A 16,512-nucleotide genomic window follows, 5' to 3' on the forward strand; every position below is an offset into this window, starting at 1 on the left:
AGCAGCCTGGACCTCGGCCCGATCCCGTTCGGGGCCACGGCGCCCCACACCGTGTCGGCGCCGGTCAGCTGCGCCAAGGGGTGCCGCCTCGCGGCCATCACGGTCGACGCGCCGGCCTCCCGTTACGCAGTCACGGCGGGCTCGTTCGTCCTCGGCCCGCTCGGCGTGGACGGCTCCACCGCGCCCTGGGGCGGCGACGGGACGTGGCTGCCCGGTGACAACTCCAGCCCCGGGCCGGACGACATCACCGCCACCGCGGACGGGTCCTCGTTGCGGGTCCGCTACTCCGACGCCGCCTCCCAGGAGGTCGCCCTCCAGCACGCGTCGACGCCGGTGAACATGCCGGCACTGCTCGCCGGGTCCCTGCCGTCGGGGTTGGACCGGGGGACGTTCGCGTCGCCGGGGCTCGACGGGCAGGCGCGCCGGATGCAGGTCGTCGGGCACGTCCCGCTGGCGCCGGGCGGCACGCCCAACACGGTTCTGGTCAACCTGGACACGCTCCAGCGCGAGGGCGGGACGCTGGACTCGCTGGCGACGGTGCAGGTGTGGCTCGCGCGGTCCGACCCGGCCGTGGTCGACCGGGTCAGCACCGCGCTGCGGCACGGCGGCGTGCAGGTCGAGGGCGTCACGACGACCGATGGCGTCGCCGGTGACTATGCCGGGTCGGCGTCGGCGTGGGGGCTCCAGCTGGCCCTGGTCGTGGGCATCGCGGCCCTGCTGATGGCGGGCCTGGTCGTCGTCGTGGTCGTCGCCACGTCCTGGCGGCTGCGGGCGCGCGACCACGCCGCCCTGCGCCTGGTCGGGCTGGGCCGGCAGGACCTGCGCCGCGTCGCGGTCGGCGAGCAGGTGCTGGTCGTGGTGCCGGCGGTGCTGGCCGGCGCGGTGTGCGGCGTGGCCGGCGCGGCGCTGGCCCTGCCGATCATCCCGCTGTTCACCACGCCTCCCCGCCTCCCGCTGCCGCCGTCGGGCTCGTCCTGGCCAGCGGTGCTCGCCGCTGCCGCCGTGGCCCTGGTGGTCCTCCTCGTCGTCGCGGTGCGGGTGGGCCAGGGCCTGTCCACGCGCGCCACCCTCGACCGGGTCCGGGAGGTGCTGTGAACGGGCCGGTGAACCGCGGTATGCCGGTGCGGACCACGGGGCTGGTCCACATCTACCGCGCCGACGGCCACGACGTGGCGGCCCTCGCCGGGGTCGACCTCAGTGTCGAGGCGGGCGACATGGTCGGCCTCCTCGGCCCCTCGGGCTCGGGCAAGTCCACCCTGCTGAGCCTCTTCGGCGGGCTGCTACGCCCGAGCGCGGGCAAGATCCACGTCGGCGAGCACGAGCTGTCGTCGCTGCCCGAACCCGCGCTGGACGATCTGCGCGCCCGCGACATCGGCCTGGTGCTGCAGGGCGCCGCCCGCAACCTGCTGCCCTACCTGACCCCGGTGCAGAACGTCGAGTTCGCCCAGGGTGCCGCGCGGCGTCAGGGGGTCTCCGCGTTGCCCAGCCCGGCGGAGGTGCTCGAGCTCGTCGGGATGCACCGCCACGCCAGGCGGCCGCTGGCGGGGCTCACGCCCGGCCACCTGCAGCTCCTCGCGGTCGGTGTCGCCGTCGCCACCCTTCCGGGGCTGCTGCTGGCGGACGAGCCGACCAGCCAGCTCGACCACGAGGCGCGGGGCACCGTGCTCGACACCCTCGCCCGGGTCAACCGTGAGTTCGGCACCACCGTCGTCCTGGTCACCCACGACCCCGAGGTCGCCGCCGCGATGCGGCGCACGGTGACCATCCGCGACGGGCGCATTGGGGGAGAGGGCCGCAACGGCGAGGAGTACGCCGTGGTGTCCGCGGACGGTGCCCTGCCCCTGCCACCCCACGTGCTCGAGATCCTGCCGCCGGGGACGCTGGTGCGCGTCCACCTCGAGGACGGCACCATCCAGCTGCTGCCCCAGCGTCAGGAGGACCGGTCATGAGCGCGCCGACGGTGCGGGTCGAGGGCGTGTGCGTGGCCTACGACGGGGAGCCGGCGCTGCACGACGTGTCGTTCACCGTGCACCCCGGCACCCTGCTCGCGGTCACCGGTCCCTCGGGTGCCGGCAAGTCCTCGCTGCTGTGGGCGATCTGCGGCGCGCAGCCGCTCGCCGCCGGCACGGTGCACGTCGGCGACCAGCCGGTGACCGGCCACGAGGAGGCGGTGCGGCTGGGGGTCTCCCTCGTGCCGCAGGGCAACGGCCTGGCCACGATGCTCAGCGCCGAGGAGAACGTCGTGGTGCCCCTGCTCGCCGCCGGCGTGCCCGCCGGGGAGGCGTGGGAGCAGGCCGGCGCGGCGCTGGAGTCCACCGGGCTGGGCGAGTCCGGCCGCCACCTCGTCGAGGAGCTCTCCGGCGGCCAGCAGCAACGCGTGGCGGTCGCCCGGGCCCTCGCCCAGGGTGCCGCCGTGATCCTGGCCGACGAGCCGACCAGCGACGTCGACGCCGGCAACCGGGAGCGGGTGGTCGCCCTGCTGCGGGCCGAGGCCCGGCGCGGCGCCGTGGTCATCATGTCCACCCACGACCCGGAGGCGGCGGCCGCCTCGGACGCCGAGCTCGCGCTGCACGAGGGCGTCATGAGCGTGGTCCGGGCTCCGCGGTGAGCCTCCCCCCACCCCGACACGCCTAGGATCGGCCCATGCTCGTCGCCTTCTCCGTCGCCCCGTCCGGCTCCTCCGACCCCGCCGACAGCACCGGCTCTGTCAGTGACGCCGTCGCCGCAGCGGTGGCCGTGGTGCGCGACTCCGGCCTGCCCAACCGCACCGACTCGATGTTCACCACCATCGAGGGCAGCTGGGAGGAGTGCATGGACGTCGTGCGCCGCGCCTGCGACGCCGTCGGGCAGTACGGCCCGCGGGTCTCGCTGGTGCTCAAGGCCGACATCCGCCCCGGGTTCACCGGCGAGCTGGAGGCCAAGGTGACCCGCCTCGGGGAGGCGGTCACCCGGCATACCGGGCAGGGGTCGTGAGGGGCGGGTATGCCGTGCGGCCGGCTGCCGTGAGCGACGCCGAGGCCCTCGGACAGGTGCACACCGCGATCTGGCGCGAGGCCTACGCCGGGCTGCTGCCGGCGGACTACCTCGACGCGCTCAGCGCCGAGGACTCGGCGCACCGCTGGCGGCTGCGCCTCGAGGTGGACGAGCCGGAGGCCCTGGTCGTCGTGGCCACCGCGGGCGAGGACGAAGAGATCGTCGGCCTGGCCACCGGTGGGCCGACCCGCGACGAGGACGCCCCGACGGTGTGGGAGCTCTACGCGATCAACGTCCTGGCGGCCCACCACGGGACCGGGCTTGCCGACGAGCTGGTGGCGGCCGTGGTCGGTGACCGGCCGGCCTCGCTGTGGGTGCTGGTGGACAACGCCCGGGCGCAGGCGTTCTACCGAAGGCACGGGTTCGCCCCCGACGGGGCCGCCAAGGTGCACGAGGGCACGGGGGCGCCCGAGATCCGGATGGTCCGGGGAGCGCTCGCCCGCGCCCACTAGCGTGTGGCCGTGCCCACCCGCGTCTCGTTGCCCTTCGACCCGATCCGCCGGGCCGCCGAGCTCTGGCGCGCCCGCTGGGGTGGCCGCTCGCAGGTGGCGGCGATGGCCTCGGCCACGTCGGTGATGCGCGTGCAGCAGCTGCTCATCGGCGACTTCGACGCCATCGTCGGGCGGCACGGGCTGACCTTCGCCCGCTACGAGGCACTGGTGCTGCTGGTGTTCAGCCGCCACGGCCAGCTGCCCATGAGCAAGGTGGGGGAGCGGCTCATGGTCCACCCCACCAGCGCCACCAACATCGTCCAGCGGCTGGCCGCCCAGGGGTTCGTCGAGCGTCGGCCCAACCCCGAGGACGGCCGCGGCACCCTCGCCGTCATCACCGACACCGGTCGCGAGGTGATGGAGGCAGCCACGACCGACCTGGTCGCCGCCGGCTTCGGCCTGGGAGCACTCACTCCCGCCGAGCACGAGGAGCTGTTCCGGCTGCTGCGCAAGGTGCGCGTCGCGGCCGGCGACTTCCACGAGTAGCCCTTTGCGCACAATACGGTCGCTGCGGACCGCGGGTCGCTGGGCCACAGCGACACCTTCTTGCGCAAGAGTGGGGCGACGACTCGTCATACCTGTCCTGACATGGCCGCCGGCCCCGTGACAACTACTAGGACGTCCAAGTAAATTGGGGGCATGACCTCCCCGCAGCCGTCCTCCGCCACGCCGTCCGACGCCGGGTCCGGCCGTTCCCGCTGGCAGGAGCGCTACGACGCCGCCCAGGCCCGGGGACAGGTGCGCGACGCGGACTTCACCACGCTGTCGGGCATGGAGGTCGACCCGGTCTACGGGCCGGCCGACGGCACCGAGGTGCCCGAGCGGATCGGCTGGCCGGGGGAGTTCCCGTTCACCCGGGGCCTGCACGCCACGGGCTACCGCGGCCGGGCGTGGACCATCCGGCAGTTCGCCGGCTTCGGCAACGCCGAGCAGACCAACGAGCGCTACAAGATGATCCTGGCCCGCGGCGGTGGCGGCCTGTCCGTCGCCTTCGACATGCCCACGCTCATGGGCCGCGACTCCGACGAGCCGCTGTCCCTCGGCGAGGTCGGGCACTGCGGCGTGGCGATCGACTCGGCCGCGGACATGGAGGTGCTGTTCCAGGACATCCCGCTCGGTGACGTCACCACCTCGATGACGATCAGCGGCCCGGCCGTGCCCGTCTTCTGCATGTACCTCGTCGCCGCCGAGCGGCAGGGGGTCGACATCGGCGTGCTCAACGGCACCTTGCAGACCGACATCTTCAAGGAGTACATCGCTCAGAAGGAGTGGCTGTTCGCCCCCGAGCCGCACCTGCGCCTGATCGGCGACCTCATGGAGTACTGCGCCGAGAAGATTCCCGACTACAAGCCCCTGTCCGTCTCCGGCTACCACATCCGCGAGGCCGGCTCCACGGCCGCGCAGGAGCTGGCGTTCACGCTGGCCGACGGCTTCGGCTACGTCGAGCTGGGCCTGTCCCGCGGGCTGGATGTCAACACCTTCGCGCCCGGGCTGTCCTTCTTCTTCGACAGCCACCTGGACTTCTTCGAGGAGATCGCCAAGTTCCGCGCGGCGCGGCGCATCTGGGCCCGCTGGATGCGTGACGTCTACGGCGCGACGAGCGACAAGGCGCAGTGGCTGCGCTTCCACACCCAGACCGCCGGGGTGTCGCTGACCGCGCAGCAGCCCTACAACAACGTCGTGCGCACCGCCGTCGAGGCGCTCGCCGCGGTGCTCGGCGGCACGAACTCCCTGCACACCAACGCCCTCGACGAGACCCTCGCCCTGCCGACCGAGCAGTCCGCCGAGGTCGCCCTGCGCACGCAGCAGGTGATCATGGAGGAGACCGGTGTGGTCAACGTCGCCGACCCGCTCGGCGGCAGCTGGTATGTCGAGGCCCTCACCGACAGGATCGAGGCCGAGGCCGAGGCCATCTTCGACAAGATCCTCTCGATGGGGACGACCGACCTGCGCGCCGCCGACACGGCGGGCCTGGCCGAGCGGGTCCGGCTCAGCACCGGCCAGGCCACCGGCGGCGTGTGGCCGATGACCTCCGGCATCCTGCGCGGCATCGAGGACGGCTGGTTCATGGCGGAGATCGCCGAGTCCGCCTTCCAGTACCAGGTGGCGCTGGAGAAGGGTGACAAGAGGGTCGTCGGCGTCAACTGCCACACGGAGTCGGTCAGCCACGAGCTGGAGATCCTGCGGGTCAGCCACGAGGTCGAGCGCGAGCAGGTGCGCGTGCTGGCCGAGCGCAAGGCGGGCCGGGACGACGCGGCCGTGTCGGCGGCGCTGGCGCGGATGCTCGAGGTCGCCGACTCCGACGGCAACATGATCCCGGCGATGCTGGACGCCGTGCGGGCCGAGGCCACGCTGGGCGAGATCTGCAACGCGCTGCGCGACCGCTGGGGGATCTACCGCGAGCCGGCCCGCTTCTGAGCCCGGGCGTCGGCGACGTCGGCGAGCAGGGCGATCAGCGCCTCGACGAAGCCGGCGTCGGCCGACCCCGTCATCAGGGCCCGGTGCAGCACCGTCCCGACGACGAGGTCGCCGAGCAGGTCGACGTCGACCGACCCCGGGTCGATCTCGCCCCGGGCGATGCCGCGCTGCACACAGTCCCCGACGATCCCGTGCAGCTTCTCGGCCAGCGTGCCGCGCACCAGGGTGCCGACCCCGTGCGGGTCACGCGCGCTCTCGGCCAGCAGCGCGGCATACGCGCCGCTGATCGAGGGGTCGGACAGCAGCGTCGCGGCCTGGCCGATGCCCTCGTGCAGGTCGGCGAGCAGCGACCCCTGGTCGGTCAGGGTGATCGCGTCGAACGTCGCCGCCACCGCGTCGACCGCGAGCTCGACCTTGCTGGGCCAGCGGCGGTAGACGGTGGTCTTGGCCACACCCGCCTCCTGGGCCACCTGCTCGATCGACATGCGGGCCACGCCCTCCCGGGCCAGCACGACTCGGGCGGCGTCGGCGATGGCCTGCTCCGTGGCGGCGCGCCGCGGCCGGCCGGGCGGGCGCTTGGTGCTCGGCGTGGGGGCGGAAGGCATTCCGTGATCATGCCATCGGTGGCTCCGGATCGACCGTGATGGATTTGTGTCCGGCCTCCCGGGTGGGCCATGGTGGACCGGATAACGGGTGCCTGGGGGCGCGCCACGACCACGTTCCCCGACACGAAGGACGATATCGTGACCACTGCGACACGACGCGCCCTCGGCCTCTCGGTGGCCGTGGTGGGCGCTGTCCTCGCGATCCTCGGCCTCTGGCTGTGCGTGACCCTCGGCCCGTCCGGCGGAGCCACCTTCGGCTCCCGCCTGACCCAGACCGGGGCGCTCACCATCGAGCCCAAGGTCCTCAACGCGCTCGACGTCCCGACTGAGGTGACCGTCACGCGCAAGGACGGCGGACCGCTGTGGGTCGGCCTGGCCGGCGCCTCCGACGCCGCAGCCGTGCTGCGCGACGCCCGGCGGACCACCGTGAAGGGCGTCTCCTGGCCTGCCGGGTCGATGACCTCCGCGCGGACCGGCTCCACCGCGATGCCGGACGTCACCACCGCCGACGTATGGCGGGTGAGCCAGCAGGTGCGCGGCTCCGCCAGCGTCGTGGTCGCCCAGGGCCAGGGCCCCGAGACGCTGGTCGTCGCCGCCCCCGGCGGCGCCCCGCTGCCGGACATGGACGTGACGGTCGCCTGGCACCACAAGACCTGGTTCTTCCTGTCGCTGCTGCTGCTGCTCGTCGGCGCGCTGCTCGCCGCGGGCGCCGGCTTCTTCCTCTGGCAGGACCTGACGGCTGCTCCCGCGCCGCAGGCCGGAGCCACCAGCCGCAGCAGCCGGCACCTGCACCGGCCCAACCTGTTGCCCCGGCGCCCCCGGCGCGGCGACACCACGAGCGGTGCCGCCTCCGCGGAAACCGACGACACCGCGGTCATCACGACCGACCGACCCGACCCGAGCGCCCCCGAGGAGGTGGACGCATGAACCGCCGCATCGCGAGCATCACTGCCGCGGCAGCCGTCTGCCTGTCCCTGTCCGGCTGCGGGCTCGGCAAGGCCATCGCCGGGGTGCACGAGCCGCCGGCGCCCGTCACCGACATCGCCTCGGTGACCCCCGCGCAGGCACAGGGGATCGTCGACCGGGTGTTCACCGCGGCCGGTCAGTCCCGCTCCGGCTCCGGCGACGTCAAGGCGGCCCGGGCCGTCGCCTACAGCGGCAACGCCCTCACCGCCGCGGTGGCCGACGCCCGCCTCGCCTCGGTCGCCCCGCAGGTGGGCGGCAACTCGCCGGCCATCGCCCCCGAGCAGCCCCGGATCCTGGCGCTGCCGCGGGGCGAGGGCTTCCCCCGTGTCATCGTCGTCCAGACGGTCCCGGACAAGGGCGGCCTGCCGGTGCTGCACCTGGTGACCTCCCCGGACGCGCGCACGCCGTACCGCATCGCCGAGTCGGCCACCATGCTCCCCGGCTCCAGCGTGCGGTCCTTCACCTCCCTGGCCAGCGGCTCCCGCCTGGTCACCGACGGCAAGGGCCTGGCCATGTCGCCCCAGAGCCTGCTGACGGACTACGCCAAGGGGCTCAGCTTCCCGGCGGCGAAGGTGACCAACCCGCCCTACACCGACGACCGGTTCGCCACCCAGGTGCGCGCCGGGGCCGCCCAGCAGGCGTCCGACGTGTCGAAGTTCGCGTCGTTCACTCAGAGGCACACGGTGCAGCCGGGTTCGGTCTTCGCCATCGCGCAGAACGGCGGCGGCGCCCTGGTCTTCGGGGTGCTGGAGCGCACCGACACCTTCACCGTGAAGAAGGCGGGCAGCTCGCTGACCGCGCCCAAGCAGTTCACGACACTGGTGCCGGGCAAGACCAAGCTGACCAAGCAGGCGACGATGCGCACGCTGGAGATGGTCGTCTTCGCCGTCCCCAAGGGATCGGGGCAGGCCACGCTGGTCGGCGCGACCGAGCACCTCGTCTCGGCCTCGGGGTCCTGACCCACGACGCCTGCAGATCAGGGAGAATGCCGGCATGACTTCGCAGCCCTTCAACGCCGCGGCTCTGCGCGGCGCCGTGGACCTGTCCTCCCTCGCCCGCCCGGCGACCCCGGCGCAGGGCGGCCCGGCCGGGGGTGCGCCCGGCGGCGGCCCGGCACGCGGCGGCGACGGGCTGCGCGTGGAGGCCACCGAGGACTCCTTCACCGCCGTGGTCAACGGCTCGGTCACTGTGCCGGCCGTGGTCATCCTGTGGTCGTCCTCCATGCCGGAGACGGCCGAGTTCGCCGACCTCGTGGAGTCGGTGGCCCGGGCCTCCGAGGGCCGCTTCCGCATGGTCTCCGTCGATGCCGACGCGAGCCCGGGGCTGGCCGGCGCGCTGATGCAGGCGGTGCAGGTCCAGACCGTGCCGGTCGCCCTCGGCCTGATCCAGGGCCAGCCCGTGCCGCTGTTCGCCGGCGTGCAGCCGCGCGAGCAGGTCGAGGCGGTCATCGGCAAGCTGCTCGAGCTCGCCGTGCAGCACGGCGTGACCGGGCGGGTCGAGGTCCTGGAGGCGGCGCCCGAGGGGGAGCCGGCGCTGGAGGCGCCGCTGCCCCCGCTGCACCAGGAGGCCTACGACGCCATCGAGCGTGACGACCTCGACGCCGCCGTGGCTGCCTATGAGCGGGCGCTGCTGGAGAACCCCGCCGACGCCGACGCCAAGCTCGGCCTGGCCCAGGTCAACCTCATGCGGCGCACCGCCGGCGCCGACCTGCAGGCGGCCCGTGCGGCCGCGGCCGCGGCCCCCGAGGACGTCTCCGCCCAGACCCTGGTGGCCGACCTCGACGTGCTCGGCGGTCACGTGGAGGACGCCTTCGGTCGGCTGATCGACCTCGTCCGGGTCACCTCCGGTGACGAGCGCAACGCCGTGCGCGAGCACCTCCTCGAGCTGTTCGAGGTGGTGGGTGCCCACGACGAGCGGGTGCGCAAGGCCCGCGGCGCCCTCATGAGCGCACTGTTCTGAGTCACTCCCGGTGACCCCTGCCGCCCGGCGCGCGGCGGACCCGCCCAAGGTCCTCGACCGCTGGATCCGCTTCCGCCTGCCCGACCCGGAGCAAAGGTTCTCGGCCGTGCGGCTCGACGTCGACTCGGTGCTGCCGGCCCGCACCCGCGACCTGGTGCGCCGGGACGGGCGGTGGGAGCTGCGCCTGCCCCGGCCCGACCTGCAGCGGCTGGAGTACACCTTCACGGTGACCGGCCCCGACGGGGTGGCCACGCAGACCGACCCGGCCAACCCGGCACGGGTCGAGTCGGCGTTCGGCCCCCGCTCGGTCGTCGAGCTGCCGGGCTACCTCCCGCCGGCGTGGCTGGCGCGGGACGGGGTGCCCGGGCGGTTCGACGCCTTCGAGGTGGCGGGGGAGACCGCCGACCCGGTCCCGGTCACGGTGTGGTCGCCGGTCGACGCCGTGGACGCCGAGCCGCTGCCGCTGCTGGTGGTGCACGACGGGCCGGAGTACGACCAGCTGGCCTCGCTGACCCGGTTCAGCGCGGTGCAGGTCGCCGACGCGGTGCTTCCGCGGCACCGCGTGGCGCTGCTCCAGCCGGTGGAGCGCAGCCCGTGGTACTCCGGGTCGCCGCAGTACCTGCGCACCCTCACCGGCCCGGTGCTCACCACCCTGGCCCGGCGGTATGCCGTGTCCGCGCCGGTGGCGCTCATGGGCGCCAGCCTCGGCGGGCTGACCTCGCTGCTCGCCGGCCTGCGGGCCCCGGCGGTCGGTGCGGTGTTCGCCCAGTCCGGCTCCTTCTTCCAGGCGGAGCTCGACGGGATGGAGCAGGACTTCCCGTGGTTCGCCCGGATCGTGGACCAGGTGCGCGCGGTGCTGGGCACCCGGCATACCGACCACCCGCTCGTGGTGGGCCTGACCTGCGGGGCGCTGGAGGAGAACGCGCCCAACAACCGGGCCATGGCCGCGGCCCTCGCCCGGGCGGGGCACACGGTCCGCCACGCCGAGGTGCCCGACCTGCACAACTACACCGCCTGGCGCGACGCACTGGACCCCCACCTGACCGACGTCTTGCGGGATTGCTGGATCACGCGAGGATGAGGTCATGCAGGACGGCCGGGTGGAGCTCGCCGTCCCGGGCACGGACCACCGTCTCGGGCTGGTCCGCCATGGCCACTGGGGCCGTCCGGTGCTGGTCTTCCCCAGCGAGGGCGGCCGGGCCGAGGACTTCGCCGAGCGCGGCATGCTGGAGCCGGTCCAGTGGCTGCTCGACGCCGGCCGGGTGTCGTTCTTCTGCGTGGACTCCCTCGACGCGCTGACGTGGTCCGACGGGTCGCTCTCGCTGGAGGAGCGGGCCCGGCGGCACGGGGCCTACCAGGCCTGGCTGGAGCAGGCCGCTGTGCCGTGGGTCTTCGACCAGCTCGGCGGCCGGCACGACCTCATCACCCTGGGGGCGTCGATGGGGGCCTACCACGCGGTGCACTTCGCCTTCCAGCGCGCCGACCTCGCCCCGCTGACGATCGGCCTGTCCGGCAACTACGACGTCGGGCAGTGGCACGCCTGGGGGGAGCGGGGGCAGGAGGCCTACTTCGCCAACCCCACCGACTACGTCGCCCACCTGCACGGCGAGCACCTGGACTGGCTGCGCTCGCGCCTGTCGGTGCTGCTCGTCTGCGGGGAGGGTCAGTGGGAGACCCACCCGACCGGTGCGCTGCCGTCCACGCTGCGTTTCGGGGAGCTGTTGCGGGACAAGGGCATCACCCACCAGCTCGACGTCTGGGGTGGCGACAGCGCCCACGACTGGCCCTGGTGGCAACGGCAGCTGGGACACCACCTGCCGCGATTCGTGTGAGGAGAGGGCATGGGGAGCTCGACGACGCATCTGATCGGCCTGCTGCTGGGGGCGGAGGAGGACTGGCCCACGGCGTTCGAGGCGCTGGTCCGGCGGCTGGGGGTGGTGCGTGACCCGGGTGGGCAGGAGCACTCCTTCACCACCGAGCGGGTGACCATCGAGCCGTTCAACCTGCGTGACACCCCGCGCCAGGACCTGGTGATCGACCGGCTGGCGCACTGGTACTACCACCCGCGCGAGTGGCTCAAGAAGGTCGCGCTGATGGACGACGTCTACCTGCTGAACTCGCCGTTCACGTTCCAGGCCATGGAGAAGCACTCGGCCTACTGCGCCCTGATGCGCCTGGGCATGCACGTGCCCGAGACCGTGCTCGTGCCCTACAAGCACCCGGTCGACAACGTCCGCTGGGCCTACACCTCGGCCCGCTACAACAAGGCGTTCGACCTCGATGCGGTGGCCGAGTCGGTCGGCTACCCGCTGTTCATGAAGCCGTTCGACGGCGGCGCCTGGCGCGGGGTGTCGATGATCCGGGACCGGGGCGACCTGCACCGCGCCTACGATGACTCCGGCGAGATGCTCATGCACCTGCAGAAGGCGGTCGACGGCTTCGACGTCTTCGCCCGGGCGCTGACCATCGGGCCCGAGACGATGGTGATGAACTTCCGGCCCGATGAGCCCATGCACAACAGGTATGCCGTGTCGCACGACTTCCTCTCACCCGCCGTGGGTGCCGAGGCCCGGACCATTGCGCAGACCGTCAACGCGTTCTTCCGGTGGGAGTTCAACTCCTGCGAGATGCTCGTCAAGGACGGGGTGGTGCACCCGATCGACTACGCCAACGCCTGCCCCGACGTGGCCGTGACCTCGCTGCACTACTACTTCCCGTGGGCGATGAAGGCGCTCCTGAAGTGGTCGGCGTTCTGTCTGGCCACCGGGCGGCGGGCCCGCACCCAGGTCGACCTCGACCCGTGGTTCGCCGTCGCCGACGACCCGCTGCTGGGCTACGAGGCCAAGCTCGTGGAGTACCAACGGCTGGCCGACGAGCACTTCGACACCGTGCGCTACCAGGAGTTCTGCGGCAGTGCGCTGCCCGACGTCGACGAGATGGTCCTGGAGTGGGTGCAGTCGCCGGACTTCGACACCCTGCTCGCCTCGACGGTGCGCTCCACCTACCCCGCGCACGAGCAGGAGCAGTTCCTCGCCCACTTCCGCGGGCTGATCGGGATGTGGGTCAAGGACGAGGACGCCCGTCTGGCCCGCTGACCGGTCCACCCGTGGCTCCGTGTATGCCGTGTGGCCGCGTCCCGGGCTGGGAGGCGACCACGCGGCATACCGGGCGGCTCAGCCGGCGAGCGCGGCGGAGACCACCTCGCGGGCCTCGGCCTGCACCTGGGCCAGGTGGTCGGGGCCCTTGAACGACTCGGCGTAGATCTTGTAGACGTCCTCGGTGCCCGAGGGCCGGGCGGCGAACCAGGCGTTCTCGGTGGTGACCTTGAGGCCGCCGATCTTCGCGCCGTTGCCGGGGGCGGTGGTCAGCCGGGCCGTGATCGCCTCTCCCGCAAGGGTTTCGGCCTTGACGGCGTCGGGTGAGAGCGCGCCGAGCCGGGCCTTCTCCTCGCGGTTGGCCGGCGCGTCGACGCGGGCGTAGGCGGGGTCGCCGAAACGCGCGGTCAGGTCGGCGTAGTGCTCGCTGGGGGTGCGTCCCGTCGCGGCGAGGATCTCCGAGGCGAGCAGGGCCAGGATGATGCCGTCCTTGTCAGTGGTCCACACCGACCCGTCGAAGCGCAGGAACGACGCCCCGGCGGACTCCTCGCCGCCGAAGGCGATCGAGCCGTCGATCAGCCCCGGGACGAACCACTTGAAGCCGACCGGCACCTCGGTGAGGGCGCGCCCGACGGACTCGGCGACCCGGTCGATCATCGAGGAGGACACCAGGGTCTTGCCGATGGCCGCGGCCGGCGCCCAGTCGGGGCGGCCGCCGCCGTAGAGGTAGCCGATCGCGACGGCGAGGTAGTGGTTGGGGTTCATCAGCCCGGCGTCGGGAGTGACGATGCCGTGCCGGTCGGCGTCGGCGTCGTTGCCGGTGGCCAGGTCGTAGGCGCGGCGCTGGTCGATGAGGCCGGCCATGGCCGAGGGGGAGGAGCAGTCCATGCGGATCTTGCCGTCCCAGTCGAGGGTCATGAAGCGCCAGGTGGCGTCGACCAGCGGGTTGACGACGGTCAGGTCCAGGCCGTGCCGGTCGGCGATCTCGCCCCAGTAGGCCACGCTCGCGCCGCCGAGCGGGTCGGCGCCGATGCGCACGCCCGCCTCCCGAATCCGTTGCAGGTCAACGACGTTCGGCAGGTCGTCGACGTAGGTGCCGAGGAAGTCATAGGCCTGCGCAGCCTTCCGGGCCCGGGCGAAGGGGATCCGGCGCACGCCGTCGAGCCCGGCCTCGATGAGGGCGTTGGCCCGGTCGGCGATGACCGAGGTGGCGTCGGTGTCGGCGGGGCCGCCGTTGGGCGGGTTGTACTTGAAGCCTCCGTCGCTGGGCGGGTTGTGCGAGGGGGTGACCACGATCCCGTCGGCCAGGCCGACGCCCTTGCCCCGGTTGGCCCGCAGGATGGCATGGGACACCGCCGGGGTGGGGGTGTAGCCGTCGCGGTCGTCGACGAGGACGGTCACGTCGTTGGCGGCCAGCACCTCCAGAGCCGAGGCCCACGCCGGCTCGGACAGCCCGTGGGTGTCGCGCCCGAGGAAGAGCGGCCCGTCGTAGCCCTGCTCGCGCCGGTAGTCGCAGATCGCCTGCGTCGTGGCCAGGATGTGCGCCTCGTTGAACGCGGTGCGCAGGCTGCTGCCCCGGTGCCCGGAGGTGCCGAAGGCGACCCGCTGGTCGGGGTCGCTCGGGTCGGGGGAGCCGGTGTAGTAGGCCGTCACCAGGTGCGCGACGTCGACGAGGTCCGAGGGCTGGGCCGGGCTGCCGGCGCGCGGGTCGTTCATCGGGTGCCCTTCCTCGTGGTCGTGTCGGGCTCGAGCCACAGGGCGCCGAGCGGGGGCAGGGTCAGCACCGCGGAGTAGGGCTGCCCGTGCCAGGGCACCTCCTCGGCCTCGACCGCGCCGAGGTTGCCCACGCCGGAGCCGCCGTAGCCGGAGGCGTCGGTGTTGAGCACCTCGTTCCACCGGCCGGGGTGCGGCAGGCCGACCCGGTAGCGGTGGTGCGGGGCGCCGCTGAAGTTGACGATGTTGGCGACCACGGGACGCTCACCGGCCGCGTCGCCGGCGCCGAATCGCAGCCAGGAGAAGGTGTTGCCGGCCGCGTCGTTGGCGTCGATCCACTGGAACCCCTCGGGGCTGTGGTCGAGCTGCCACAACGCCGGGCGCGAGGCGTAGAGGGCGTTCATGTCCCGGACCAGCGAGTGCACGCCGTAGTGCGCCGGCTGGTCCAGCAACCACCAGTCCAGACTGCGTCCGTCGGCCCACTCACCCTCCTGGGCGAACTCGGCGCCCATGAAGACCAGCTGCTTGCCCGGGTGGGACCACATGGTCGCCAGGTAGGCGCGCAGGTTGGCCAGCTGCTGCCACCGGTCGCCGGGCATCTTGCGCAGCAGCGAGCCCTTGCCGTAGACGACCTCGTCGTGGCTGATCGGCAGCACGAAGTTCTCGCTCCAGGCGTACATCAGCGAGAACGTCATCTGGTGGTGGTGGTACTGGCGGTGCACCGGCTCGTGGTGCATGTACTCCAGCGAGTCGTGCATCCAGCCCATGTTCCACTTCAGCCCGAAGCCCAGGCCGCCGAGGTGGGTCGGCCGGCTCACTCCCGGCCACGAGGTGGACTCCTCGGCGATCGTCACGACCCCCGGCACCCGCTTGTATGCCGTGGCGTTGGTCTCCTGGAGGAACTGCACCGCCTCGAGGTGCTCGCGCCCGCCGTAGACGTTCGGCGACCACTGCCCCTCCTCGCGGGAGTAGTCGAGGTAGAGCATCGAGGCGACTGCGTCCACCCGCAGGCCGTCGACGTGGAACTCCTCGAGCCAGTAGAGGGCGTTGGCGACGAGGAAGTTGCGCACCTGCGGCCGGCCGAAGTCGAACACGTGGGTGCCCCAGTCCGGCTGGTCGCCGCGGCGCGGGTCGGGGTGCTCGTAGAGCGCCTGGCCGTCGAAGCGGGCCAGGGCGAAGGCGTCCTTGGGGAAGTGCGCCGGCACCCAGTCGAGGATCACGCCGATCCCGTTGCGGTGCAGCATGTCCACGAGGTGGCGGAACTCGTCGGGGGAGCCGAAGCGGGACGTGGGGGCGTAGTAGCCGGTGACCTGGTAGCCCCAGGACGGGCCGTAGGGGTGCTCCATGACCGGCATGAACTCGACGTGGGTGAAGCCGAGGTCCTTGACGTAGTTGACGAGGTGCTCGGCCAGGTCCTGGTAGCTCGAGCCCTGCCGCCAGGAGCCGAGGTGGACCTCGTAGACGCTCATCGGGCCGGTGTGCGGGTCGGTGCTCGCGCGCTGCTTCATCCACGCGTCGTCGCCCCACTGGTAGGCCGAGGAGGTGACGACGGAGGCGGTGGCCGGCGGGCGCTCGGTGGCCCGGGCCATCGGGTCGGCCTTGACCCGGCGGTGCCCGTCGGAGCCGAGGATCTCGAACTTGTAGCGGTTGCCCTCGGCGACGTCGGGGATGAACAGCTCCCACACGCCGCTGCCGCCCATCGAGCGCATCGGGTGCGTGGCGCCGTCCCACTGGTTGAAGTCGCCGACGACCCGGATGGCGCGGGCGTTGGGCGCCCACACCGCGAACGAGGTGCCGCGCACATGGCCCATCGGCCCGTCGTACTCGCGCACGTGCGCCCCGAGCACGGTCCACAGCTGCTCGTGCCGGCCCTCACCGATGAGGTGCAGGTCGACCTCGCCGAGCGTGGGCATGAAGCGGTAGGGGTCGTCCTGTCGGTGGGTGAACCCGTCGTCGTAGTTGACCTCGAGGCGGTAGTCGGGCACCTCGGCCACCGGCAGCACCGCCACCCAGACGCCCTCGCGCTCGTGGGTGAGCGGGACGCGGGCCTGGTCCGGCAGGAGCGCGGTGACCGCGCTCGCGAGCGGGCGCAGCACGCGCAGGGTCACCGAGCCCTGGTGCACGTGCGGGCCGAGGACGGTGTGGGGGTCGTGGTGCACCCCGGTGGCCACCTGGTCGAGCTCGTGGCGGCTGACGGGGGACGGGTGGAGCGGGGGGGTTGCAGTCACGTCG

Annotated in this window: 16 protein-coding genes; 13 read left to right on the forward strand and 3 right to left on the reverse strand. The window is 73.0% G+C overall.

What is annotated here, in order from left to right; all coding sequences use genetic code 11:
* The 7 genes from ACXVGS_RS12995 to ACXVGS_RS13025 form a co-directional block, all read left to right on the forward strand.
* The coding region (locus ACXVGS_RS12995) for an FtsX-like permease family protein (RefSeq protein ID WP_458537026.1) at positions 1–1,095 on the forward strand (1,095 nt) is incomplete at its 5' end.
* On the forward strand, positions 1,092–1,949 hold the full coding sequence (locus ACXVGS_RS13000; RefSeq protein ID WP_458528668.1) for an ABC transporter ATP-binding protein: 858 nt from the start codon (positions 1,092–1,094) through the stop codon (positions 1,947–1,949). The genes ACXVGS_RS12995 and ACXVGS_RS13000, both read left to right, overlap by 4 nt.
* Positions 1,946–2,608: an ATP-binding cassette domain-containing protein gene (locus ACXVGS_RS13005; protein ID WP_458528667.1), complete on the forward strand. Its 663-nt coding sequence runs from the start codon at positions 1,946–1,948 to the stop codon at positions 2,606–2,608. The genes ACXVGS_RS13000 and ACXVGS_RS13005 overlap by 4 nt, the downstream gene beginning before the upstream one ends.
* Before the next feature lie 35 nt (positions 2,609–2,643).
* Positions 2,644–2,973, forward strand: a complete 330-nt coding sequence (locus ACXVGS_RS13010; RefSeq protein WP_458537027.1) for a thiamine-binding protein — start codon at positions 2,644–2,646, stop codon at positions 2,971–2,973.
* A gap of 29 nt (positions 2,974–3,002) precedes the next feature.
* Positions 3,003–3,485 (forward strand): N-acetyltransferase family protein, encoded by a 483-nt coding sequence (locus ACXVGS_RS13015; protein ID WP_458531233.1) that lies wholly within the window; start codon positions 3,003–3,005, stop codon positions 3,483–3,485.
* Between the two features lie 9 nt (positions 3,486–3,494).
* Positions 3,495–4,010: a MarR family winged helix-turn-helix transcriptional regulator gene (locus tag ACXVGS_RS13020; RefSeq protein ID WP_458528664.1), complete on the forward strand. Its 516-nt coding sequence runs from the start codon at positions 3,495–3,497 to the stop codon at positions 4,008–4,010.
* 153 nt (positions 4,011–4,163) lie between these two features.
* Positions 4,164–5,942, forward strand: a complete 1,779-nt coding sequence (locus ACXVGS_RS13025; protein WP_458528663.1) for an acyl-CoA mutase large subunit family protein — start codon at positions 4,164–4,166, stop codon at positions 5,940–5,942.
* Here the strand turns inward: ACXVGS_RS13025 and ACXVGS_RS13030 are convergent.
* Positions 5,918–6,547 (reverse strand): TetR/AcrR family transcriptional regulator, encoded by a 630-nt coding sequence (locus ACXVGS_RS13030; RefSeq protein ID WP_458528662.1) that lies wholly within the window; start codon positions 6,545–6,547, stop codon positions 5,918–5,920. The two genes, ACXVGS_RS13025 and ACXVGS_RS13030, sit on opposite strands and share 25 nt — an antisense overlap.
* Positions 6,548–6,685: 138 nt before the next feature.
* Between ACXVGS_RS13030 and ACXVGS_RS13035 the strand changes: the two genes are divergently transcribed.
* Genes ACXVGS_RS13035 through ACXVGS_RS13060 form a run of 6 tightly spaced genes read left to right on the forward strand, consistent with a single transcriptional unit; the run spans position 6,686 to position 12,567 of the window.
* Complete coding sequence (locus ACXVGS_RS13035) at positions 6,686–7,474, forward strand: hypothetical protein (protein ID WP_458533062.1); 789 nt, start codon at positions 6,686–6,688, stop codon at positions 7,472–7,474.
* Positions 7,471–8,472, forward strand: a complete 1,002-nt coding sequence (locus tag ACXVGS_RS13040; protein WP_458528660.1) for a hypothetical protein — start codon at positions 7,471–7,473, stop codon at positions 8,470–8,472. Before ACXVGS_RS13035 ends, ACXVGS_RS13040 begins: the two co-directional genes overlap by 4 nt.
* A gap of 34 nt (positions 8,473–8,506) precedes the next feature.
* A complete protein-coding gene (locus ACXVGS_RS13045; RefSeq protein WP_458537028.1) occupies positions 8,507–9,472 on the forward strand; it encodes a co-chaperone YbbN in 966 nt (321 codons plus the stop codon).
* Between the two features lie 10 nt (positions 9,473–9,482).
* Positions 9,483–10,553, forward strand: a complete 1,071-nt coding sequence (locus ACXVGS_RS13050; RefSeq protein WP_458534370.1) for an alpha/beta hydrolase — start codon at positions 9,483–9,485, stop codon at positions 10,551–10,553.
* 4 nt (positions 10,554–10,557) lie between these two features.
* A complete protein-coding gene (locus tag ACXVGS_RS13055; RefSeq protein WP_458531228.1) occupies positions 10,558–11,304 on the forward strand; it encodes an alpha/beta hydrolase-fold protein in 747 nt (248 codons plus the stop codon).
* A 9-nt stretch (positions 11,305–11,313) separates the two neighbouring features.
* Entirely contained in the window at positions 11,314–12,567 is a 1,254-nt protein-coding gene (locus ACXVGS_RS13060) for an ATP-grasp domain-containing protein (RefSeq protein ID WP_458528656.1), read from the forward strand.
* A 78-nt stretch (positions 12,568–12,645) separates the two neighbouring features.
* Here the strand turns inward: ACXVGS_RS13060 and pgm are convergent, their stop codons facing one another.
* Both pgm and glgB read right to left on the reverse strand, forming a co-directional pair.
* Positions 12,646–14,283 carry a phosphoglucomutase (alpha-D-glucose-1,6-bisphosphate-dependent) gene (gene pgm / locus ACXVGS_RS13065; RefSeq protein ID WP_458537029.1) on the reverse strand — a complete coding sequence of 546 codons (1,638 nt, stop codon included), beginning with the start codon at positions 14,281–14,283 and terminating at the stop codon, positions 12,646–12,648.
* Positions 14,280–16,508, reverse strand: coding sequence for a 1,4-alpha-glucan branching protein GlgB (glgB, locus tag ACXVGS_RS13070; protein WP_458528654.1), 2,229 nt, complete (start codon positions 16,506–16,508; stop codon positions 14,280–14,282). Before glgB ends, pgm begins: the two co-directional genes overlap by 4 nt.
* Between the last annotated feature and the right edge of the window lie 4 nt (positions 16,509–16,512).

It is taken from the genome of Oryzihumus sp. (assembly GCF_054325275.1).